We start from the raw sequence: 22,696 nt of genomic DNA, 5'->3' as shown, positions 1-22,696 counted from the left end.
AGCAACAAATGAACAAACAAAAAATACGCCAACATTTGCGTAAAACTTTTTCGCAACGTCATATCATTATGTCTTTAGCATGTGCATTAAGCTTATTCTCAGCACAAGAAACATGGGCTCTAGCATGCAAAGCTTCAATGTCCGATATCAATTTTGGTAAAGTGAATGTTATAGACCCCAATCAATCAGCAGTAATTTCAAGCACTATAACAGTTAGTTGTACCAGCGATAGCTGGTTTGAATTTGGCACAACTAAAGCCAACGTTTGTTTGGCGATTGACAGTGGCAGTGCCGTACAACAAAAATCACAAATTAATCCGCGTTTCCTGTGCGAAAACGGTTCGTGTAATACTAACAATAACCGCTTAGCTTTCAACCTATATACCGATCCTAATTACAACAATATTTGGGGTTCGCCCAACTATGCTATCAAAAATACAATCAATACAATTGTCTCCGTACCAAGATATCAAACCAAAGAAACTGAAGTTACCGTATATGCTAAATTAACTGAGCCTTTATCAAAAGTGCACCCTGGCATATATAATAATTTGTTTTCCGAAGGTTCTACCGCGTTGGTATACGAGACAACCAATAGCGATACACCCAAAGACTGCACTACCAACCTACAACCTATCCGCTTTACTTTCAACGTCTTAGCAGAAGTAGAAAAAAACTGCATTATCAACAAGCCGCAAGATATTGCTTTCGGCACGGTTAATTCTTCTGCTACCAATCTTCAAGGGCAGACTGCGGTTAATGTTACCTGTACCCAAGGTGTGCCCTACAACGTTAAATTGGAACCGTCTAATAAAAATACAAATGGCAGCGGTGAAATGGCATCAACCCGCGCCGGCAATCCCGATAAAGTCCCCTACCAACTCCGTTCAGGCAGCGGCATGAACGGTAAGATTTGGGGGAATATTGCACTTGGTGCTTCTAGCAATACCATTAGCGGTAATGGCCACGGCTCGGCAACCGAACATAAGATTTATGCTACCGTTCCTTCTACCGACTACCGTGCCGGTGATTATCGCGATACGGTCACGGTTAAGGTGGATTATTAACCGTTTTACAAATGGCCGTCTGAATATTTCATCACCCGAACAAAACAAGGGCGGATATATATCCGCCCTTGTTTTATTAATCGCTTAGAGATTAAAAAATTTATATCCTATCAAAGGTATTTCCTCATTAATTCGCATTCCACCGTCACATCACGGTTTAAGGGTAATTCGGCACTGCCGAGCGATTCATAGCCGTTGAGTTGGTAAAATGTTACCGAATTGAGCGAGGCATAAAGTTTTACCAAACTCAGCCCTGCGTTCAGTGCCAATTCTTCCGCCCGTTGCAGCAATGCCGTACCTAAGCCGTGATTGTGTACAAAAGGGTGTACATAAAGCGCATCTAACTGGCCGTCTTTCAAATCCAACTGGAAAAAGCCCTGAATATGACCGCGATATTCCGCCACCCATAAAGCCTTACCGGGGTCTGTCATGGTATCAAGATAGCCCGACGGATTAAGCAGTTTGCTCCATGCTTCCAATATCTGTTGGTTATAGCTGCGGGTACAGGTATATTGCACCGAATATCGATGGGCATTATAAATATGCTCGCAATCTTGCGGTACAGCCGGGCGGAGTACGGTAATCAGGCTCATAGTGCATAGTCTTCGGTAGGGTTTTGGAATATGGGAGGCCGTCTGAAAAAAACGGCAAGCAGATATTTAGCGATATCGCTATAGTTTATAAGATACGTTATTTAGCACAAACTGAAAAGTGCCTGTAAACAAACGCGCATTTTTTAAGGCAAGCGGATTGATATTGTCATAGCCATTTTAATCGGCCAAGATGCTGTTTTTATTCTTTTAACATGCGCCGTTCATATACCGCTTGCGCCAATGTGCCGGCATCCACATATTCCAATTCGCCGCCCAACGGAATGCCGCGCGCCAAACGGCTGACTTTATAAGGCAGATTTTTAAATAATTCGGCCAACACATAAGCCGTAGCATCGCCTTCGGCGGTAAAATTGGTGGCAATAATGATTTCTTCCACTTCGCTGTCTTGCAAACGCGCCACCAGTTTATCCAAGGCAATATGGCTCAAATCCATGCCCTGCACCGGATTCACCTGCCCCATCAACACAAAATACAAGCCGTCGTGGCAATTGGCCGCTTCCATACCCGACACATCGGCCGGCATGTGCACAATCATCAGGCGGCGCGGATCACGGCTGCTGTCGGCGCAAATATCGCATAAAGTGCCTTCGCAAAAGGTATTGCAGCGGGCGCAATGGTGCACTTGTTTTAAGGCGTGTTGTAACGCTTCGGATAATTCCTGCGCGCCGTCCCGATTATGCTGCAAAAGCTGGTAAGCCATACGCTGTGCCGACTTCGGCCCGACATTGGGCAGAATTTTCAAAGCATTAATCAAACGGGTAAACGCATCCGGATTTTTAGACATGGTTTCAGACGGCCTAAAGGAATAATTCAATAGAAAGCGGAATTATAGCCCATATCAAAAACATTGGCTTGATGCACGCAACACCTGCAAAAAAACCGCGCTCAAGCCAAACAGCCCGAACATGGTTTTTATAAGGGCGGCCATCTATCCGACAGCCCGCCATTAGCAAAATTATTGCTGTATCAATTCCAATTCAACCGGAATAGAAGATTCAACGGTTTCACCGGCAATCACTTTTTGCGCGGTATCCACACCGATTTGGCCGATTTCAGCCGGTTTTTGAGCAATTGTCGCCGCCATTTTGCCCGCTTTCACTGCCGCTTGGGCATCGTCCGTCGCATCAAAGCCGACCACAATCACATCGTTTTTCTGCGCCGCTTCCAATGCTTTTACTGCACCCAATGCCATCTCATCATTATGGGCAAAAACGGCTTTGACATTCGGATGGCTTTGCAAAATATTTTCCATTACCGTCAGGCCTTTGGTACGGTCGAAATCGGCCGGCTGCTTGGCAACGATTTTAATGTTTTGCTGCGCATCCATCACCTGATGGAAACCTTCGCCGCGTTCACGTGCGGCCGAAGAACCGGGAATCCCTTCCAATTCAACCATCTCACCGCCGGAAGGCAGTTTCGATACGATAAATTCGGCCGCCATTTTACCGCCGGCTACGTTATCCGAAGCCACATGGGAAACCACTTCCGCACCTTGTACGGAACGGTCGATAGAAATCACCGGCACACCCGCCTCATTGGCACGTTTCACCGATGCCGCAACCGCTTCGGAATCGGTCGGATTAATCAGCAACACTTTGATATTTTGTTGTAATAAATCGTCTACACCGGCGGCCTGCTTGCCGGAATCGTCATTGGCATCCACCACAACCAGTTTCAAACCCAACTTATCAGCCTCTGCCTGCGCACCGTCTTTTAAGGTGACAAAAAACGGATTGTTTTGCGTGGAAATCGCCAACCCTACGGTATCGCCGTTGGCAGCTGCCGGCGTTTGGTTTTCTGCCTGTTGCTGGCCGCAGGCAGACAAGATAAGACCGGCAATCAGCAAACCGGAAGCTTTACGTAAAAATTTCATTATGTTCTCCATAGAAACGGTTGGGTTAAAACTTAAGTATTTTTGCGGTCTAACAGCACGGCAAACAGAATCACCGCACCCTTGATAATCAATTGATAATTGGCCGACACATTAAGCAGGTTCAGGCCGTTGCCCAATACACCGAGCAACACCACGCCGACCAAAGTGCCGAACAACCAGCCGCGCCCGCCGGAAAGGCTTGTGCCGCCCAACACAACGGCGGCAATCGCATCCAATTCATACATTACCCCCGCATTGGGGCTGGCCGAAGAAAGACGGCTGGTCACCACCAAAGCCGCCATACCGGAAAGCAGGCCGGATAAGGTATAGACCCATAATTTCAGGCTTTTCACTTTCAAACCGGAAATCCGCGCCACCTCTTCGCTGCCGCCCAAAGCATAAACGTAGCGGCCGAAGCGGGTTTTTCTTAATACAAACCATAATACCGCATAAACCACCAACATCAACACCACCGGTGTCGGCACCGTGCCAAACAAATAGCCCGAACCTATTTCGTTAAAAAAGCCGTCTACATTAATGGTAATCGGTCGGGATTGCGAATATTCCTGCGCCATGCCGCGAAACAGAATCATGGTTGCCAACGTGGCGATAAACGGGGCGATACGGCCGATAGACACCAATAAACCGTTTGCCGCACCGCAAAGCGCACCGAGCAATACGCCGGCAAACGAAGCCAAGATAGGATCCATGCCGCTCTGAATCAGGCTGGCGGTAATAATCCCCACCAAAGCCAAAATCGCGCCCACCGATAAATCAATGCCGCCGATTAAAATCACAAAAGTCATGCCGAACGCCAGCAATCCGCTATAAGTTACCTGCCGCAACACGCTGAATAAATTACTGGATGTTAAAAAGTTGGGGGTCGCCACACTTAAAACGGCCGATAAAACAATCAACCCCAATAACGGCCCCATTTTTTTCATGGTTGCGCCGATTGCCAATGGTTTCATACTGCACTTCCTCCGGCTGCCAATGCCATAATTTTTTCTTGGTCAGCTTCTTTGGTATTCAAAATGCCGTTCAGACGGCCCTCATTCATCACGGCAATCCTATCGGACACACCGAGTACTTCCGGCAATTCAGAAGAAATCATCATAATGGCAACACCTTGTCGGCTCAATTCGTTGATAATCCGATAAATTTCCGCTTTACCACCAACATCGACCCCGCGCGTGGGTTCGTCCAAAATCAGCACTTCGGGTAATTCGACCAGCCATTTTGCCAACACGACTTTTTGCTGATTACCACCGGAAAGCCGCCGAACCGCCTCTTCAGAATCGGCCACTTTGATATTTAATTTTTCAATGGCTTCACGAATGTGTTTTTGCTCGGCAGCATGATCAATCATACCGTTGCGGGTCGGCAGATAAACCAATGTGCCGTTTTCGCGCACGCTCATATCTAAAATCAGCCCTTTGGCTTTGCGGTCTTCGGTTACATAAGCCATGCGGTGGCCGATGGCATCGGCAGGCCGTTTAATCCGCACCGGTTGGCCGTTAATCGCAACCGTTCCCGCCGTTATCGGCGAAAGCCCAAACAAGGCATTGGCAATTTCGGTACGTCCCGAACCAATCAATCCGGCAAACGCCAGAATTTCACCGGCACGTATATCAAAACTGATATCGCGAACAGTATGGCCGTCTGAAAGACCGGACACCTGAAGCTTCACTTCGCCGATACGGCGGTCCCGTTCGGGGAAGCGCTCGTCCAACGCCCTTCCCACCATCATGCTCACTACATCGTCAAAATGCGTATCGGCAATATCTTTGGTGCCGACGGATACGCCGTCGCGCAATACGGTGATGCGTTGGCAGATTTGGAAAATTTCTTCCATCCGGTGCGACACATAAACCAAGCCCACGCCCTGCTCCGCCAACTGGCGCACAATCGCAAACAATTGTTGGATTTCAGGCTCGGTTAAGGCAGCGGTCGGCTCGTCCATAATAATGATTTTGGCATGAACGGAAAGCGCACGCGCAATTTCCACCAATTGCTGTTGGCCGACCGAAAGCGATTTCACTAAAGTATCCGGTCCGAAATTGGCCTGTAATGCGGCCAATTGGTCGGCGACTATCCGCTTCATTTCCTGCTTTTGCAAAATACCGTAGCGGACAATCTCACGGCCTAAAAAGAAATTTTCCGCCACCGTCATTTCCGGCAGCAGGTTTAATTCCTGATGAATAATGGCAATACCGAGTTTTTGTGCATCTACCGGCGTTTTAATAATCTCTTCGCGCCCTTCTATCCGCACGCTGCCGCTGTCGGCCTGATAGATACCGGTAAGGATTTTCATTAATGTGGATTTTCCGGCGCCGTTCTCACCCATCAAGGCATGCACTTCGCCGGCACGCAAATCAAAATCGACTCCACTCAGCACTTGAACAGGGCCGAATGCTTTATTGATTTGCCGCATTTCCACCAATAAGCGGGGTTCGGTAGTCAAAACGGTACTCCGGAATGAAGAATAATATTGGTATAAGGCGTGTTATCACCGGTGCGTACTACCGCACGGGCATCTTGCGACAACTGCTTGAGCTGCTCATGTGAAATTTTATTCAGCGACAGGCTGTTCATACGGGCATAATCATCGGTAAAGCGCCATAATGCCTGACTATGGGTTTCGGTTTCTTCCGCCAGCGTGATTTTTTCCAAACACACTTCATCCAAAACCGCTTCTAAAACCTGTTGTAAAGTCGGCACGCCGAGCGATACGGCCAAATCAATACATGGCACTTGCGGCGGCACCGGCAACCCTGCATCACCAATCACCAACATATCGCCATGCCCCAGCGAAGCAATCAGTTTGGACAATTCCGCATTTAATACGCCCGTCTTCTTCATACCCTATCCTTTACATCTGTTTCATACTAAAAAGCCTTGCCTTCATACCGCCGAATAAAACATTGCAGCAACGGTAAAGCAGATTGTGCCAAATGTAGGGTATTCATTACAAGGTTTAACGATAAAAGAATTTAACCGCTATCAAACAGCCGCTAAAAAAACAGGCAAATCCTTTAAAAAATAATATATAAATATAGAGACAGGCCGTCTGAAACATTTTCAGACGGCCTAAATATCATTGCATCAAAAAATATGGCTTAACCATGCCAAAAGTAGCGCACGATATGGAAAAACACCGGAGCGGCAAAACAAATCGAATCGACACGGTCAAGCATACCACCATGTCCCTGAATCATATTGCCCCAATCTTTCACACCATAATCACGCTTAATGGCCGACATCACCAAACCACCGAAGAAGCCCATCAGGCAGATAATCAAACCGATCAAACCGGCCTGCCAAGCCGAAAACGGCGTTAGCGGTGCCATCAGCACGGCAACCAAAACAGCCGAAGCAATGCCGCCTACCGTTCCAGCTACGGTTTTACTAGGCGATAAAGATGGCATAATCTTGCGTTTGCCTAAGGTTTTGCCCCAGATATATTGTAAAACATCGCTGGCCTGAACCACGCCGATCATAAAAATCAGCAATAAAATATTCTGCTCTTGCGGGAAACCGTCTAAATTCAATGTCAGTAAAGCGGGCACATGCGACAGGCAGAAAACAGACACCATCGCCGCCCATTGGGTTTTGGCCGCCCGCTCGAGAAAATGCTCGGCTCTGCCACTCAAGCTGCCGATAATCGGCAGGATTAAAAAGCCATACACCGGAATAAAGATGGAAAACATGCCATACCATTCGGTGAACACAAAATAATACTGAACCGGCAAGAGAATATAGAAACACACCAACATCACGCTGTAATCGCTGCGGTATTTATAAACCAACGTGAGAAACTCGCGCAAGGCAGCAAAAGAAATCAGGAGAAATAAAATTATCGTGCCCGTTTTGCCAAACCAAAACGCCAGCAGCAACACCAGCGTCATCACCCACCAAGCATAAACACGGGCATTAAGATTGGCAACGGTTGTATTATCACTGCCTTTTTTATATTCCAACCACTGCCCGATTACGCCGGCCACAATCAACACGCTAAAAATAGCCACAAACACCCAGCCGGCCTGAAGCGGCATATCGGGTGCATTAGAAACAACCGGATTCATAATAAAGCCTCCCCATCATGCTCACTATTTTCAGCAGCTTGTTGTTGTTTTTCAGGCGGTGCCAATGCCAACAAAGCATTGCGGCTGCGCTTTAGAAAAGCGTCTTTATCTTCGTTTTTCTGTAAATACACCACCTCGCCGATATTCACATCGCACAACAGCGGCACCGGCAGAAAAGTACCTTTCGGCAGTACGCGGTTGATATTATCAATCCACATCGGTACAAAACCAACATCAGGATTTTCCCTCGCCAGATGATAAATACCGCTCTTGAAAGACAGCAGTGTCACTTGGTCGTCCGTATTGCGGGTACCTTCAGGGAAAATAATCAGTGAATCACCGTTTTGCAATGCTTCGGTCATCTGCTCGGTAATCGCTTGCGGATTACCACTGTTGCGCGGAATCAGCAACGCATTGAATACTCTTTGAATAATGAAACGTTTTAAGCGGTTGGTGAGCCAATAATCGGACCCGGCCACCGGCCGCACACAGGCACGCCAGCGTTTGGGCAGGGAAATCCATACCAATACGAAATCACCATGGCTGCCATGGTTGGCATAATAAACTTTACGCTCCGGCGTAAAGCCCAAACTTTTGGCCGCTTTCGGACGCACGCCCGTTAAAAACGAAACAAACAGACAAAGTGCTTGATCGGTCAGCCATGCCAACCGCTGCTTTATCCACTCCATTTTTCTCCCTCCTTGCCGAATATCCAACTATCGGCACCCACATTAAAACAAATAATTTTTAAATATTACATTAGGTATAGTTATCTTAATTAAAATTACTCTTTAAAATCAACAAGAAAATATTCCTTTACGATTGTTTTATGACATTTTAATCATTAAAATAGCATTTTTTAAAAATGGTAACACAATCTATATGGGCAGTATTTTAAACAATCTCCAATTTTTGAGCATAGCGGCGGTGATTCCTGCCGCGCTCCTGCTGATATATTTGGGTATCGTGGTTTACCGTAACACACAGCGGGCAAACCAACCCACTTACCAATTGTCTTTTCATAGCAGCAGCCATCCGCTCGCCCCGCAGGTTTTTGCCGATACTCGCCACAGCCTGAACATCTTTACCCAGCAAAACAACCATCAAGACAAACATTTTCTAACGCAATACCCAATAGGCCGGACATTAGCCTACGGCGGCGAGAGCTATTTAATTTCCCGCGTAAAAAAATATCTGACCCTCGACGACAGGCAACAACCCCAATTCGGCTATGCCGTTTATTTTCAGGCATACGAAAAAAGCGAATTTCCGCTACACATCAGCTTTACCGATCAAAAACGCTATATTGGCATAATGCTTGATGAAAAAGGCTGCACGGTGATTCAAACCGACGGCAAAATCAGCCGCCTGCCCTATGCCGAATTATGCGTAAAAATTAGACGGCAACGCTTTACTCTGAAAACACCGCGACACGAACACACCATAAAACGCAGTGATTTAAGTTTGACCGACGGCGCACTTTTAGCAGCCGTCTTGCAAAAATACGCAGCCACCTTAGATCTTGATGCGACTGATATCGCATAATATTTTTTCACATCACAACTTTATAGGCCGTCTGAACAGCCATAAGCTTTCAGACGGCCGTTTTCAAACCGTTACGTACGCGACGCACACAGGTATAGATCAATACCGCCACCAACAACCACATCACCCATACCGTCCAACCCGGCAACACACCTGCCAGCGCATACCACAAACCCAAAGCGCCGAATAAAAAGGCACGGTCGCTTTTACCAGCCGGGCCGTCATAGCGCCGCCCGTTCTGACCGTGTACCTGCCCCAACACCCCACAAAACTCACTTATCGCTGCCAACCAGATAAACAAAGCGATTTGAAAGCTGTTAAAAGGCAGTACAAAAGCAAACGGCAGATACAAAGCCGCATCGGCAACCACATCGGTGATTTCATTCAAATAGCCGCCGAGTTTCGACTGATGACCGAATTCGCGCGCCAACATACCGTCAGCCGCATTCAGCGCCATGCGTACAAACAACCATATCGGCAATAGCCAGAATAAAGCGGGAACATCGGCAAATCCGGCCAATAACACACCGATAAAAATAGAAATACCGCAGGCGGCAAGCGTTACCTGATTGGCGGTTACCCCGCGATTATGTAACTTGCGTACCAGCGGGCGCAGCAGATTTTGAAATTTAGGTTTGAGTGCGTAGATGCTCATCATTAGGCCGTCTGAAAAAATAACGATTCGGATTATACCGCATATAGCCAAACCCATTTGTAAAGGCCGTCTGAAAACATTTTCAGACGGCCTTTTAAACCTTGCGGCTTTTTAACTTACTTATCTTTATCCGACAACGACAAACAACCGTCATGCATCGTCAGTACACGGTCGAAGCGGTAGGCCAGTTCGTCATCATGCGTCACCACAATCAAACTGGTGCCCAATTCGTTTTTCAAATCCAGCATCATATCGAGTACGTTTTGGGCGTTTTTACGATCTAGATTACCCGTCGGTTCGTCGGCCAGCAGGCATTTGGGTTGGGTCACCAATGCACGGGCAATAGCCGCACGCTGGCGTTCGCCGCCGGAAAGCTCGCTCGGCCGGTGCAGCATACGCGCTTTCAGGCCGACTTTATCCAACATCGCCGTGGCACGTTCTTCCGCTTCCGCTTTCGGTTTTTTACCGATTAACAACGGCATCATCACATTTTCCAATGCCGAAAACTCAGGCAATAAATGATGAAACTGGTAAACAAAACCCAGATAGCGGTTGCGCAATTCGCCCAATTGCTTCTGATTCATTTCGCCCAGATTGTGTCCCATCAGGTTCACACTGCCTGAAGTCGGCATATCCAAGCCGCCCAAAATATGCAGCAAAGTGGATTTACCGCTGCCCGAAGCACCGATAATACTCACGCTCTGCCCTGCGGCCACCTCCAAATTCAAGCCGTTGAGCACCTGAACGTTTAAGGCGCCGTCTTGATAACTGCGATAAAGGTTATCGCATTTCAAAATAATCTGATTATTCATAACGCAATGCCTCCGCAGGTTGGGTTTTCGATGCCCGCCAGCTCGGATACAGCGTTGCGATAAAGGCCAATGCCAGCGAGATGCAGGCAATCACCGCCACATCGCCGGCATTTACATCGCTGGGCACATAATCAATAAAATAAACTTGGGAATTAATCAGGTGCGTACCGGAAAGGCGCTCGAAAAACGCAATCCAATGGCCGATATTCACGCCGGTAAACACCCCGGTTACCACGCCGACCAAAGTACCCATAAATCCGGCAAACGCCCCCTGAACCATAAAGATTTTCATCACCCCGCCCGGTGATAGCCCCAAAGTACGCAAAATAGCAATATCGGCCTGTTTCTCGGTTACCGCCATCACCAAAGAAGACACCAGATTAAACGCCGCTACGGCAATAATGAGCGTTAAGATAATAAACATCATGCGTTTTTCCAGTTCCACCGCTTCAAAATAACTGCGGTTAGAAAAGGTCCAGTCGCGCGCCCAGATGTTATCCTGATCGGCGAGCGGTATCAGGTTGCGGATAAAGTCGGGCGCATTTTGCGGATCGGCCAGCTTGATACGCAAACCGCCGACATTGCCGCCCAAACGGTACAGCACTTGGGCATCTTGCATGTGAATCATCGCCAAGCTGTTGTCGACTTCGTAAACCCCTGTTTTCACCACCCCGACCACATTAAACTGTTTCAAACGCGGTACCACGCCGGCGGGGGTCACATTGCCCTCAGGCGTAATCACGGTAACTTTACCGCCTACTTCCGCACCTAAAACTTCGGCCAAGCCTTCACCGAGAATAATATCGAACTCACCCGGTTTTAAATCATCGAAGCTGCCCTGCGGCATATCGTTGCCATAATCGACCACATTTTTTTCTTCTTCGGGCAACACACCGCGAATCTGAACGCCGCGCACTTCACCGGAATTGGCCAACAAAGCCTGATCGGCCACATAAGGTGCGGTAGCCAACACGCCTTTTTTGCCTTGAACCATGGCGCGTAAATCTTGCCATGTTTCGCCGTTTTCAGCCGTGTAATAACCGATTTCGGCATGCGGCGCCACATTGAGCAGCTGGCCGCGGATTTCTTTTTGAAACCCGTTCATCACCGACAGCACCACAATCAGCGCCCAAACGCCTAATGCAATGCCCAAAATCGAGATGACGGTAATAAACGACATGAATCCGTTGCGTTTTTTTGCCCGCAGATAGCGCAGGCCGATCCAAGTTTCTAATGAAGCCATGTGCGGAAGCACCCTTATATTCAATCAAAATAAACGCGCATTGTACCGTATTTCAAGCTAAACCGCTTTAAGGTATACCATTGCTTTGTTAAGAAATTCAATAAACATAACCGCCTGTCGGCAAGAACAGGCGGCGTTATGAAAAAAGCAGCGGCGTTTAAAGTTTTAAAATAGCAATATGCGACCGCCGGTTAAGGCCACAGCCAAGCCCAAACGCGACGGCCTTCGCTTTGCAAAATCATAAACGTACGGCAGGCGGCGGCGGTAGACATACATTCCAAGCCGATGCCTTTTGCAGCCAAAGCAGCCGCTATTTTCGGATGCAGAAATACCTGCTTTTCACCCGTGCCCACCAAAATCACTTCGGGCGGCACCCCTTCGGATACGGCCTCAATAAAATCTTGCGCCGATAACGCCGCAGGCTCTGCCTGAGTCGGTTTTTCGATACCAGTATCTTTTAAAACAACGGCTTCGGTATAAGCCCGACTATTGATTTCGATTTGGCCGGGAGTGTAGCCGTTAATCTCATTTTGCCCGCCCGACGGGGTTTCTTCAATCAGCATAAATATTCCTCTTTTTTTATCGATACAGGCCGTCTGAAATTCAGATGCAGAAGCAGCCGAATTCAGGTAGGATAACAGCCTTTGCACCGAATAACAGTGCTTGCAGAATACTAACATACAACGGCTTAAGGAGACAGAATGAAGCCCGTGAATATCGGAATCTTAGGGTTGGGCACCGTAGGCAGCGGTACCGCCCGCGTTTTACAGGATAATGCACAAGAAATCAGCCGCCGTCTCGGGCGGGATATACACATTGCCGCCGTTTGCCATAGAAGTGAAGAAAAAGCCCGCCAAATCTGCCCCGATGCGGTTTTCGTACAAGATCCGTTTGCATTGGTAGCGCGTGATGATGTGGATGTGGTGGTCGAATTGTTTGGCGGCACCGGCGTTGCCAAAGAAGCCGTAATCAAAGCCATCGAACACGGCAAACATGTGGTTACCGCCAACAAAAAACTATTGGCCGAATACGGCAACGAAATCTTCCCTTTGGCCGAACAAAAAAACGTGATGGTTCAATTTGAAGCGGCCGTTGCCGGCGGCATTCCGATTATTAAAGCCCTACGCGAAGGCTTGGCCGCCAACAATATCCGCTCTATTGCCGGCATTATCAACGGCACCAGCAATTTCATTCTGACCGAAATGCGCGAAAAAGGCAGCAATTTTGCCGACGTTTTGCAAAAAGCCCAAGAGTTGGGCTATGCCGAAGCCGATCCGACTTTCGATATCGAAGGCCATGATGCCGGACATAAAATCACCATTATGAGCGCATTGGCATTCGGCACCCCCGTAAGCTTTGAATCCTGCTATCTCGAAGGCATCAGCAAACTTGAAAGCCGCGATATCAAATATGCCGAAGAACTCGGCTACCGCGTGAAACTGCTCGGCATCACCCGCAAAACCGATAAAGGCATCGAATTGCGCGTTCACCCGACCCTGATTCCCGAATGCCGCCTATTGGCTAATGTAAACGGTGTCATGAATGCCGTGCGCGTCGATGCCGATATGGTAGGCGAAACGCTTTATTATGGTGCCGGCGCAGGCGCCCTACCGACCGCCAGTGCCGTAGTGGCTGACATTATCGATATCGGTCGCCTGATTACCGCCGGCACCGGCAACCGTGTACCGCACCTGGCATTCCAACCCAGCCAAGTTAAAGCCCAACCCATGCTGCCGATGGACGACATCACCAGTAGCTATTATCTGCGCGTACAGGCACAAGACGAACCGGGTGTATTGGGCAGGATTGCCAACCTTTTAGCTCAAGAAGGCGTTTCCATCGAAGCCCTAATTCAAAAAGGCGTTATCGATGGCACTTTGGCAGAAATCGTTATCCTCACCCATAGCACCATTGAGAAAAACGTCAAAACCGCCATGAATGCCATCCAGGCACTCAAAGAAGTAAAATCCCCTATTGTGATGATACGCATGGAGAGTCTGAATGGACAAAACGGATAAGCCCGAAGACACGCCGCAGGCACAACGGAAAAAAGCCCGCGCTAAAATCCGCACTGTCCGCATTTGGGGATTTGTGGTTTTAGGCTTGCTGGCCGTGTTCGGTTTATTGTCTAATTGGGCGCTTTCCAAACCAAAAGCCAAGCAGGCAATCGTGGATTCGTGCATTAAAAACGTACCATTTTCTGAAAAATGGCAAAACGATTTACAAACAGCCGGCTTGGCGGATAAATCAGACCAAGTGATTCAAGACTACTGCATTTGTATGTGGGATGAGCCATTGGAAAAACTAAGCGAAGAGCAAATCCAATCACTCAGCTCGCTCGGTCCACAGGAGCAACTCAACCTACTCGGCGGCGCGGAAGCCTTCGAAGCACGCGACAAACAGTGTATCGCTTCGTTAAAACCCTAAAAACCAGCTTTATGTATAATCAAGCAAAAGGCCGTCTGAAAGGTTGATCTGACCCCCAAATCTTGGACAAACATAAAAGCCTTTTCAGGCTGCCTTTTCGAGCTGGGTTCTGTATGCCACAGGACTCAGCTTTTTCAATTTCAAACTACATCTGTCATGATTGTAGTATCGTATATAGTCATCTATTGTCTGCATCAGCTCTGTTGTCGAAACTTTGCCTTCCTGATAAAAGCATTCCGTCTTCAGTATCGCAAAGAAGCTTTCCATCGGTGCATTGTCCCAACAATTGCCTTTACGCGACATACTTTTCACTATGCCGTGTTCTGCCAACGTGCGGCGGTAGGCTTCCGTACGGTACAGCACACCTTGATCGGAATGCAGCAGCACTTTATCTGCCTTTGTCAGTTTGCAGACCGCATCATTCAGCATTCTTTCCACCATCTCGCTGTTCGGGCGGCGGCTCATCGCATAAGCGACGATTTCGCGGTTAAATACATCCAATATCGGTGACAGATACAGTTTGCCATTGCTGCACTTGAATTCGGTGGCATCCGTCAGCCATTTCTCATTGGGCTTTTGCGCCTCAAAGCGGCGGTTCAGAATATTATCCGACGGTTCGCCCATTGCCGGATGGCGGTAGGCTTTTTTCGGACGCACTTTGGCTTTCAATTGCAACAGTTTCATCAAACGGATAACCTTTTTCTTATTCCATGACAAAGTGGCGGCAATCCGCCTGTATCCGTAACGCCCTTGATGGCGGGCATAAACTTCGGCAACGGCGGCTTTGTCCTGTTCGTCCGGGTCGGGACGGCCGTGGTGGTAATAAAAGCTGCTTTTGGGCAGTGCAGCACTGTGCAGCAGGTATTTAAGCGGATGTTTTGCCCTCAGTGCTTGGACGGCTTCGCTTTTTTGGCGACCGCTTCTTTCTGCCTGAGGGCTTTTAATTCCTTTAGATAGTCGTTCTCCGCCCGCATATAGCGCAACTCTTCGATTAGTTCCGCCTGTGTTTTTTCGTGGTCGGGTTTATCGACGATAAAGGGGTTTTTGCGTTTGATGATCATAATGGCCTGCGGATGCTCAAGTGCGCGGATGCCGCCTTGGTTGTATGCGGCTATCCAACGGCGTAAATGGGTACGGGAAATATTAAAGTGATCGGCAGTACGCTGTTGGCTGCGTACGCGCTGATAATATTGCACGGCTTGGTATTTAAAGTCTAATGTATATTTGCTCATAAGAAAACTGCACCTTAATGGGTTGGAGGAGTGTCCAACTTTTGGGGTGCAGTTCAAGGTTTCAGACGGCCTTTTTATATAAAACATAGTGATGCAACTACTTCCGAAGAGCCTCGCTCATATTAACTAAAACAGTTCAGATTCTAGAGCATTAAAATTTTCATATGCTTATGACAATTTAATTTTTTTACTATTTATACAATCGCTTACATTTAAATGTTACTATATATCCGTCGATTAATACTGATGAATATATAAGCTTGCCCATTAATCGAAAAGGTAATATTTTGGGTCGTATCATTTGTAATAGGAGTGAAATATGCGTTACTTATCTATGCTAGGTTTAGTGTTTTTGTTAGGTGCTTGTGCAGGTTTAGGAGGCAGGATATATCAGGGCAATAGTACAGCCTATGGCAGCCGCACATTACGCAACGATGTAATGAATAATATCAAACAGTTTGAAAGAGGGGTTTATTCTTGTAACAGCATTCAGTCGGTTAATGCCCAAGTGTTAGATTTAAAAGAGGTACGAGGGCTGGTTCAAGCATTGGAATCATGGCAGGTACAAGCTTGCGGTCAAACACACACCTACCAGGTGAGTTTACGTCAAAGCGGCGATGGTGGTACCAATATCGGTGTAACCTTTAAAAAAGAAGAACAATAGCAAGCAAACGCATAATATTATTTATACCTCATATATCTTGAATAGATATTATTTTAAATGTTTATATGATATAAAAAATTAACCAGTAAAAATACAATGACAAAAAGACCTTATTTTAAAAAATCAATCGATGAACTTGAGGCACTGTTTGCAACATCTAATAACAACCCAAATACTTTGTCTCTTTTGGAACATGAACTACAACATCGTCATACAAAACGTGCTAACTCACTTCTTTTTAAAATAGAAGCTGTTAAGCTCACAGAAATTACTAACACCACCCGCGCACCTCAGGTCATAGATCAATCTCAAGAAAAAAATGAGGATTTAGACACTAAAAACTACAGTACTATTGCTAAAGAAATAGCACCAGAATTAGATATAAATCCTCAAATACCTATTACCAATGATCCTCAAAATATTCTGCGCACTTGGACTGCCCTTGAAGTACTTTCCCCGCAAAGTTACCGCAGAGAAACAGATTTAGTGGCAGGCAATCATTCTCGTATTGCGCGATTTGAAAAATCCGACCTTCCATGGCAAAAAAGTGAAAAATCCCTACCCAAAAAAAGGCTTTATTATGAACTCATTCTTGGCTCGGTTGCCTTAGGCCCGGCTGTAGAAAGCTTGCTCAAAGTCTACGCCGACAAGCGCCCCGATCAACCGAGTATGCAGGGATATTGCCCCATTGCCAGTATCCTTCTTGACAAAGAAGGGTGCCCGCTTACAGAAGACAATAGTTTTGCCATTTCCAGCTTTGCTTGGGGTGTGCCGATTGCACTTCAAGGCGATCTACAAGCGCTAGCAGAATGGCCTGATCATGAAAAGAATCTGAAAAGCGCATTCCAAAAACTTCTATTTCAACGCGATGCTCAAGAAAATGTATTACCTCTCACTAAGGAGCATATTTCCCAACTTTTCAACTTTTTAGTTAATAAGATGAATCTTGATGTATTGGAATTGAAGCAACCCTATTTTGCATTGCGGCGCTATGAGCATTTCTACAGTAAAACATCACCTGAGCCGAGCTTGCTTAACTCATTTTTTCTGGATGATCTCTCTATTGCACGAAACCATATTAAAAATGGTACGCTGCCGCATGCCTTGCGCCATTATTTAGGGATAGAAAAGCCCACACATAAAATCAATCTTCTTCAAGACACTTTAAAATTACAGCAACTGCTTCAGCCATCTCAAACACCATTAGGCAAATGGCCGGGTAACGGTCGCTTTCCTCTCGCTCTATTGCAACAGGCTGCCGTAAACGCAGCAACACCTGCATTAATGGAAACAGGGATACTGGGAGTTAACGGCCCACCCGGTACCGGTAAAACAACATTGTTACGAGATGTTGTGGCTGCAAGGATTATCGAGCGCGCAGAAGTGATGTCCACCTACACCAATCCGGCAGATGCCTTCTCCCCCACATCTCAAACTTTGCAAAGAAACGGAGCAAAAATCACGCTCCATAAGCTTGATGAGAAGTTGAAAGGTTTTGAGATGGTCGTTACATCTTCCAACAATAAGGCGGTGGAAAATGTTAGTGCCGAACTCCCTGTTATTGGGGCGATTGCCAGCGATGCGCCTGAATTGCGTTATTTTAAAACGATTTCTGATAACCTTTTGGAATGTGATACTTGGGGAACCATCTCTGCCGTGCTGGGAAACGCCAGCAACCGCTATATATTTTCGCAAAAATTCTGGCGAGATGATGAAAATGGTTTATCAACCTATTTAAATCATGCCTGTGGCATTCCTCAGATAGCCTTAGAATTTCAAGATGATGGCACATCAATAAAACGTTATCGAGATATTGTGAACCATGAATGCCCGCCTGCAAACCCTAAAGAAGCTGGCGCGCGTTGGAAAGAAGCCTGCACACATTTTAAACAAGCACTGAAAGTGTCTCAGGATAGCCAAAAAATACTGCAAAAACTGCATACCCAACTGCAACGTTTGCTTGCTATCGCTGCTAAAATAAAGGATATCGAATCAACGCAATCAGAATTAATTGATAAGATAGCCTCATTTCAATCAGCGTTATCAGAAGCTCAGCAACAACTTAAAATGGCAGAAGCCGATAAAACGCAAAAACAAAACCTCAAAGAAACACATCTTTCCGCACGCCCAGGATTTTTTGCGCGTCTGCTTCAGACACGTCGTTTTCGAGAATGGTCAGCCGAGATTAACGAGCTGGAAGAAGAAGTGCGTGCATCCGATAAAATTCATGATACTTGCCGAGAACAGGTTAATACGCTTCACAACAAGCTCATAAAACAACAATCTTTAAGCAATGAGTCTGCAAAAGAGATTGAAAAATTAAAAGAAGAAAAGAATCATTTGGGCACTCAGACAAAGAAAATACGTGAAGATTTTGAAGTTCCGGTATTGGATAACGCCTTTTTCACCAATACACATGAAGACATTCAAAAAGCCAGTGTGTGGTTTAATCAGACTGCCAACAAACTCAGAGACGATTTGTTTGAAGCCGCTATTCACTTGCATCGCGCTTTTATTGATGCCGCAGCCGATCCGCTGCGTCAGAATTTATCCATTTTCATTGAATCATTCGGTACCCGATCGCTTGGAACGGCACAAAAAGATGCATTAATCACTGATCTATGGGCCTCATTTTTTCTTGTAATACCTATAGTTTCCACAACCTTTGCTTCAGTCAATAGAATGTTTTCCCGTCTCCCTCTGGAGTCGCTCGGATGGTTATTGGTAGACGAGGCAGGTCAGGCTGCTCCACAGGCTGCCGTAGGCGCCATGCTGCGTACAAAACGTGCGGTCATTGTTGGCGATCCACTCCAAATCGAGCCCGTCGTAACCTTACCAAATAGTTTGACCGAAAAAATATGTACTTTCTTTGGTGTTGATCCAATTAAATACAACCCGCCTGAAGCCTCGGTACAAACCCTAGCCGATATGGCCAGCATGTATTACGCGCGCTTTCCTATCGGTAGCGGTTATAGAGATGTAGGCGCTCCCCTGCTTGTACACCGACGCTGTAACAGTCCAATGTTTGAAATTTCAAATGAGATTGCTTATTCAAACCTAATGGTACAAGCCAAAAAACCTTCTCCGGTAAATACTATTCTCGGCCCTTCTGCTTGGATCAATGTACAAGGCAATCCGGGCCCGGATAAATGGTGTGCAGATGAGGCGGATGTACTCATTGACAAACTATACCAATTGCGGCGTGGCGGCATGGATGCCGATTTATATATCGTAACGCCTTTTGTCATCGTGCAAGATAACTTGCGACAGGAAATCTTAAAAAGCCATGTCCTAAATGATTGGGTAGACAAACCGGATGCTTGGGTTCGGGAACATGTAGGAACAGTGCATACAGTGCAGGGACGCGAAGCAAAAATTGTATTTTTCGTACTCGGTGCCCAAATGACCTCACAAAATGGTGCCCGCGCTTGGGCCGGAGGAAAGCCGAATCTTGTCAACGTGGCCATCACCCGTGCCAAAGAGTCTCTTTATGTTATTGGCAATAGACATCTTTGGAAATCTGCAGGTGTTTTTGCCGTATTAGATCGATATCTTCCCAATCATTAAGCGTTTTTTACGAGTCAGAATGTGTTAATGTCGGATTCGAGAATCTAACCTACTGTTAGTAGGTGCGGATTACATATCCGCCTGCCATTTAGCATTGCGCTATCGGTACAATATAGCCGCGATTGCGTGGCTTTGATATGTGCAGTAAAAGATGGCATTGTCGAACAGATAGACACGAGCGGATATATAACTCGCACTAACCAAAGGCTGTCTGAAAGGTTTCAGACAGCCTGAGACCTTTGCAAAAACCCTAAAAATCCCTTAAATTCTTCACCAAAGATATTTAAGGGATTTCTCATGAGTACGTTCTTTCAGCAAACCGCCCAAGCCATGATTGCCAAACACATTGACCGCTTTCCTTTATTAAAGCTCGAACAGGTAATTGATTGGCAGCCGGTAGAGCAGTATCTGAATCGTCAGAAAACCCGTTATATCAGAGATCACCGCGGCCGTCCCGCCTATCCCTTATTGGCTATGTTTAAAGCCGTTTTACTCGGCCAATGGCATAGCCTTTCCGACCCCGAACTCGAACACAGTCTCATTACCCGTATTGATTTCAACCTGTTTTGTCATTTTGACGAGATGAATATTCCCGATCACAGTACCCTTTGCCGTTACCGCAACTGGTTAGCACAAGATAATACCTTGGCCGAACTGTTGGATTTGATTAACCGCCAACTGACTGAGAAAGGCTTAAAGGTAGAGAAGGCACAGGCTGCCGTTATTGATGCGACGATTATTCAGACGGCCGGCAGTAAACAACGTCAGTCCATAGAGGTTGATAGCGAAGGAGAGATAACCGGTCAAACCACACCGAGCAAAGATAAAGATGCCCGTTGGGTGAAGAAGAACGGTCATCATCAATTAGGCTATAAGCAGCACACCCGTACCGATGCGGAAGGTTACATTGAGAAGCTGCATATTACAGCGGGCAATGCCCATGAGTGCAAACATCTGTTGCCTTTATTGGCAGGCATTGCCAAAGAGACAACGGTCTATGCGGATAAAGGTTATGACAGTGCGGAAAACAGAAAGTATCTGGAAGAATATAAACTGAAAGACGGCATTATGAGTAAATCCCATCGCAACCGTCCGCTGACGGAAGCGCAAACCCGCCGCAACAAATATTTATCGAAAACCCGTTATGTAGTGGAACAGAGTTTCGGTACGCTGCACCGTAAATTCCGCTATGCCCGGGCAGCCTACTTCGGGCTGGAGAAAGTAGCGGCGCAAAGTCATCTGAAAGCGATATGTTTGAACCTGTTGAAGGCGGCCAACAGGCTACGTGCGCCTATTGCTGCCTAAAAGGCAGCCGGATGCCTATTAATTAGGCATCTGAGGAGTAATAAAGGGGATATTGCGGTCAAAAACAGCCGAAATCCTGTGTTTGGAGTTCGGCTGTCGGGTGAAGGACTATTTCGCAAAGGTCTCAGCCTTTTTATTTTAAAGATACTGAATAGCTACAACTATCTGCCCATTCTTTAAGCAAACCAGTCCGCCAGCCAAAGTCGGCCGCGTAAGCCCCAATAACTGCTCAATCCGGTTGTGGTGTGTACAGCCTGCCCATTTTTCACCATAACAATCGTCGGCGTTACCGCAACCTGCCAACGGTTGGAAATATCGCCCTGCGGGTCGTTTAAAGTTGCGAAATATAAATGCTGTTCGTCCATATAGGCGCGTACGTCTTGTTCCGCACCCGACTTCAGGGCAACCCCCAATACGGGCACGCCTGCTGCGTGCAATTCTTGGATAACAGGCGAAGTATATTTACAAATACCGCACCAGCTGCCCCAAAAATAAACCACAATGGTACGGTTGTGGCTCAATTCCGCTAAAGAAACTGCCTGTTGCCCGACAGTTTGAAACTGCTGTTCGGCAAAACCAAGCGGTTGAATAGGTTTACGCCACCAATCGACAGCCAACGAAACCGCCGCAATGATTAAGGCCGTCTGAACCGCTTGTTTCAGCCAATAAATAAGTTTAATACGCATCGACAAGCCGCTCATACTTCGGCAGTCGGCATCAGCAACGGCCGGACACACGATAATACTTGGTCGGCAATATGATGATCATCACCATAGCCGTGCGACCACCAATACAGCTCTAAAGTCGCCGCCGTATCGGAAAGTGCGGTCATCACTACTTCGGGGTCTTCAATATTTTGGCAGCCTTCCGCCAAAACTTTCAAAATATCTTGTTTCACCTGTTCGGGGTCGCGCCCTGCCGGTAGGGTTAACGTGGTGCTTTGGCGATATCGGCGGCCGCTGGTGTTCACGGTTACCGGCGAAGTAAACAATTGTGAATTTGGAATCACAATCCGCCGCCCGTTGCTCGTACGCAGTGTGGTGGCACGGATTTCGATATTTTCCACTGTTCCCTCAAAATCACCCGAAACAATACGGTCGCCGATTTGAAAAGGCTCGCTCAACAATAGCAGAATGCCCGACAACATATTTTGAAAAATATCTTTAAAAGCGAAGCCGATAGCCACCGATCCGATGCCTAAGGTACTAATCAGCTTGGTCGGCGTAAAATCAGGCAGTGCAATCATCATGGCAGCCAAGAAACCGGCAAATACAATCAAGGATGCGCCGATGCGTTGCAATACCAGCAATAGGTTCATGCGTTTAGCCAAGCGGTTGGCCAACAGTTTGCGTACCGCCAATTTAAACAAGCGCGAAATAAACCAAAAAATAATAAACACAACCAGCGCCGTCATCATATAAGGCACCCGCGCCCAAAAAGCCGCGACCATACTCTGCACCCCTGCCGTCATCACGCCATAAGGTACATGATTTACCGTTTGTTCAATTACTTGCTCTGTATCCATAATCTATAATCGATTTGATTTTTATCATCCAAAAGCGCAAAGAGGCCGTCTGAAAACACATACCCGTACGCTTCCCCATTCC

At 46.9% G+C, this 22,696-nt stretch carries 23 protein-coding genes; 7 read left to right on the top strand and 16 right to left on the bottom strand.

The window, feature by feature from the left end; all coding sequences use genetic code 11:
• The first annotated feature begins 8 nt into the window (after positions 1-8).
• Entirely contained in the window at positions 9-1,067 is a 1,059-nt protein-coding gene (locus tag D0T92_RS04640) for a Csu type fimbrial protein (protein ID WP_191963670.1), read from the top strand.
• Positions 1,068-1,177: 110 nt separating this feature from the next.
• On the opposite strand, the gene D0T92_RS04635 is transcribed toward D0T92_RS04640, so the two are convergent.
• From D0T92_RS04635 to D0T92_RS04600, 8 genes are all read right to left on the bottom strand, one after another.
• Positions 1,178-1,660, bottom strand: coding sequence for a GNAT family N-acetyltransferase (locus D0T92_RS04635; protein WP_151050664.1), 483 nt, complete (start codon positions 1,658-1,660; stop codon positions 1,178-1,180).
• A gap of 199 nt (positions 1,661-1,859) precedes the next feature.
• Positions 1,860-2,465, bottom strand: coding sequence for a recombination mediator RecR (gene recR, locus D0T92_RS04630; RefSeq protein ID WP_151050662.1), 606 nt, complete (start codon positions 2,463-2,465; stop codon positions 1,860-1,862).
• Positions 2,466-2,636: 171 nt separating this feature from the next.
• Complete coding sequence (gene rbsB / locus D0T92_RS04625) at positions 2,637-3,554, bottom strand: ribose ABC transporter substrate-binding protein RbsB (RefSeq protein WP_151050660.1); 918 nt, start codon at positions 3,552-3,554, stop codon at positions 2,637-2,639.
• A gap of 32 nt (positions 3,555-3,586) precedes the next feature.
• Positions 3,587-4,525, bottom strand: a complete 939-nt coding sequence (locus D0T92_RS04620; protein WP_151050658.1) for an ABC transporter permease — start codon at positions 4,523-4,525, stop codon at positions 3,587-3,589.
• Entirely contained in the window at positions 4,522-6,018 is a 1,497-nt protein-coding gene (locus D0T92_RS04615) for a sugar ABC transporter ATP-binding protein (protein WP_318527729.1), read from the bottom strand. Before D0T92_RS04615 ends, D0T92_RS04620 begins: the two co-directional genes overlap by 4 nt.
• Complete coding sequence (gene rbsD / locus D0T92_RS04610) at positions 6,015-6,416, bottom strand: D-ribose pyranase (RefSeq protein WP_151050656.1); 402 nt, start codon at positions 6,414-6,416, stop codon at positions 6,015-6,017. The genes D0T92_RS04615 and rbsD overlap by 4 nt, the downstream gene beginning before the upstream one ends.
• A gap of 257 nt (positions 6,417-6,673) precedes the next feature.
• Positions 6,674-7,639: a phosphatidate cytidylyltransferase gene (locus D0T92_RS04605; protein WP_225315144.1), complete on the bottom strand. Its 966-nt coding sequence runs from the start codon at positions 7,637-7,639 to the stop codon at positions 6,674-6,676.
• Positions 7,636-8,328, bottom strand: coding sequence for a lysophospholipid acyltransferase family protein (locus D0T92_RS04600; protein WP_151050654.1), 693 nt, complete (start codon positions 8,326-8,328; stop codon positions 7,636-7,638). The genes D0T92_RS04605 and D0T92_RS04600 overlap by 4 nt, the downstream gene beginning before the upstream one ends.
• Before the next feature lie 193 nt (positions 8,329-8,521).
• Here D0T92_RS04600 and D0T92_RS04595 point away from each other — a divergent pair, with 193 nt between their 5' ends.
• Entirely contained in the window at positions 8,522-9,184 is a 663-nt protein-coding gene (locus D0T92_RS04595) for a hypothetical protein (protein ID WP_151050652.1), read from the top strand.
• A gap of 49 nt (positions 9,185-9,233) precedes the next feature.
• Here the strand turns inward: D0T92_RS04595 and D0T92_RS04590 are convergent, their stop codons facing one another.
• The 4 genes from D0T92_RS04590 to D0T92_RS04575 all read right to left on the bottom strand — a co-directional run bounded on the left by D0T92_RS04590 (position 9,234) and on the right by D0T92_RS04575 (position 12,457).
• Positions 9,234-9,839 carry a CDP-alcohol phosphatidyltransferase family protein gene (locus D0T92_RS04590; protein ID WP_151052974.1) on the bottom strand — a complete coding sequence of 202 codons (606 nt, stop codon included), beginning with the start codon at positions 9,837-9,839 and terminating at the stop codon, positions 9,234-9,236.
• Positions 9,840-9,955: 116 nt separating this feature from the next.
• Positions 9,956-10,651 carry a lipoprotein-releasing ABC transporter ATP-binding protein LolD gene (gene lolD / locus D0T92_RS04585; protein WP_151050650.1) on the bottom strand — a complete coding sequence of 232 codons (696 nt, stop codon included), beginning with the start codon at positions 10,649-10,651 and terminating at the stop codon, positions 9,956-9,958.
• Positions 10,644-11,894, bottom strand: coding sequence for a lipoprotein-releasing ABC transporter permease subunit (locus D0T92_RS04580; protein ID WP_151050647.1), 1,251 nt, complete (start codon positions 11,892-11,894; stop codon positions 10,644-10,646). The genes lolD and D0T92_RS04580 overlap by 8 nt, the downstream gene beginning before the upstream one ends.
• A gap of 191 nt (positions 11,895-12,085) precedes the next feature.
• Complete coding sequence (locus tag D0T92_RS04575; protein WP_151050645.1) at positions 12,086-12,457, bottom strand: Mth938-like domain-containing protein; 372 nt, start codon at positions 12,455-12,457, stop codon at positions 12,086-12,088.
• 138 nt (positions 12,458-12,595) lie between these two features.
• On the opposite strand from D0T92_RS04575, the gene D0T92_RS04570 reads away from it, so the two are divergent.
• Together D0T92_RS04570 and D0T92_RS04565 are read left to right on the top strand one after the other, a co-directional pair.
• Positions 12,596-13,912 (top strand): homoserine dehydrogenase, encoded by a 1,317-nt coding sequence (locus D0T92_RS04570; RefSeq protein WP_151050643.1) that lies wholly within the window; start codon positions 12,596-12,598, stop codon positions 13,910-13,912.
• Entirely contained in the window at positions 13,896-14,321 is a 426-nt protein-coding gene (locus D0T92_RS04565) for a hypothetical protein (RefSeq protein WP_151050641.1), read from the top strand. The genes D0T92_RS04570 and D0T92_RS04565 overlap by 17 nt, the downstream gene beginning before the upstream one ends.
• Before the next feature lie 84 nt (positions 14,322-14,405).
• Here the strand turns inward: D0T92_RS04565 and D0T92_RS04560 are convergent, their stop codons facing one another.
• Positions 14,406-15,179, bottom strand: coding sequence for an IS3 family transposase (locus D0T92_RS04560; RefSeq protein ID WP_263641705.1), 774 nt, complete (start codon positions 15,177-15,179; stop codon positions 14,406-14,408).
• A gap of 26 nt (positions 15,180-15,205) precedes the next feature.
• Positions 15,206-15,553, bottom strand: a complete 348-nt coding sequence (locus D0T92_RS04555; RefSeq protein ID WP_151049971.1) for a helix-turn-helix domain-containing protein — start codon at positions 15,551-15,553, stop codon at positions 15,206-15,208.
• 319 nt (positions 15,554-15,872) lie between these two features.
• Here D0T92_RS04555 and D0T92_RS04550 point away from each other — a divergent pair, with 319 nt between their 5' ends.
• The 3 genes from D0T92_RS04550 (at position 15,873) to D0T92_RS04540 (ending at position 21,089) form a co-directional block, all read left to right on the top strand.
• Positions 15,873-16,217 carry a hypothetical protein gene (locus D0T92_RS04550; RefSeq protein WP_151050637.1) on the top strand — a complete coding sequence of 115 codons (345 nt, stop codon included), beginning with the start codon at positions 15,873-15,875 and terminating at the stop codon, positions 16,215-16,217.
• 96 nt (positions 16,218-16,313) lie between these two features.
• Positions 16,314-19,784, top strand: coding sequence for a DEAD/DEAH box helicase (locus tag D0T92_RS04545; RefSeq protein WP_151050635.1), 3,471 nt, complete (start codon positions 16,314-16,316; stop codon positions 19,782-19,784).
• 297 nt (positions 19,785-20,081) lie between these two features.
• Positions 20,082-21,089: an IS5 family transposase gene (locus tag D0T92_RS04540; RefSeq protein ID WP_151049983.1), complete on the top strand. Its 1,008-nt coding sequence runs from the start codon at positions 20,082-20,084 to the stop codon at positions 21,087-21,089.
• A gap of 176 nt (positions 21,090-21,265) precedes the next feature.
• On the opposite strand, the gene D0T92_RS04535 is transcribed toward D0T92_RS04540, so the two are convergent.
• Both D0T92_RS04535 and D0T92_RS04530 read right to left on the bottom strand, forming a co-directional pair.
• Positions 21,266-21,775 (bottom strand): protein disulfide oxidoreductase, encoded by a 510-nt coding sequence (locus D0T92_RS04535; protein ID WP_151050633.1) that lies wholly within the window; start codon positions 21,773-21,775, stop codon positions 21,266-21,268.
• An 11-nt stretch (positions 21,776-21,786) separates the two neighbouring features.
• Entirely contained in the window at positions 21,787-22,614 is an 828-nt protein-coding gene (locus D0T92_RS04530) for a mechanosensitive ion channel family protein (protein WP_151050631.1), read from the bottom strand.
• Between the last annotated feature and the right edge of the window lie 82 nt (positions 22,615-22,696).

Origin of the sequence: Neisseria zalophi (assembly GCF_008807015.1) — a bacterium.
GTDB lineage: Bacteria > Pseudomonadota > Gammaproteobacteria > Burkholderiales > Neisseriaceae > Neisseria > Neisseria zalophi.
Note: the sequence above shows the minus strand (reverse complement) of the source record. Positions and strands in the feature narration are given on the sequence as shown.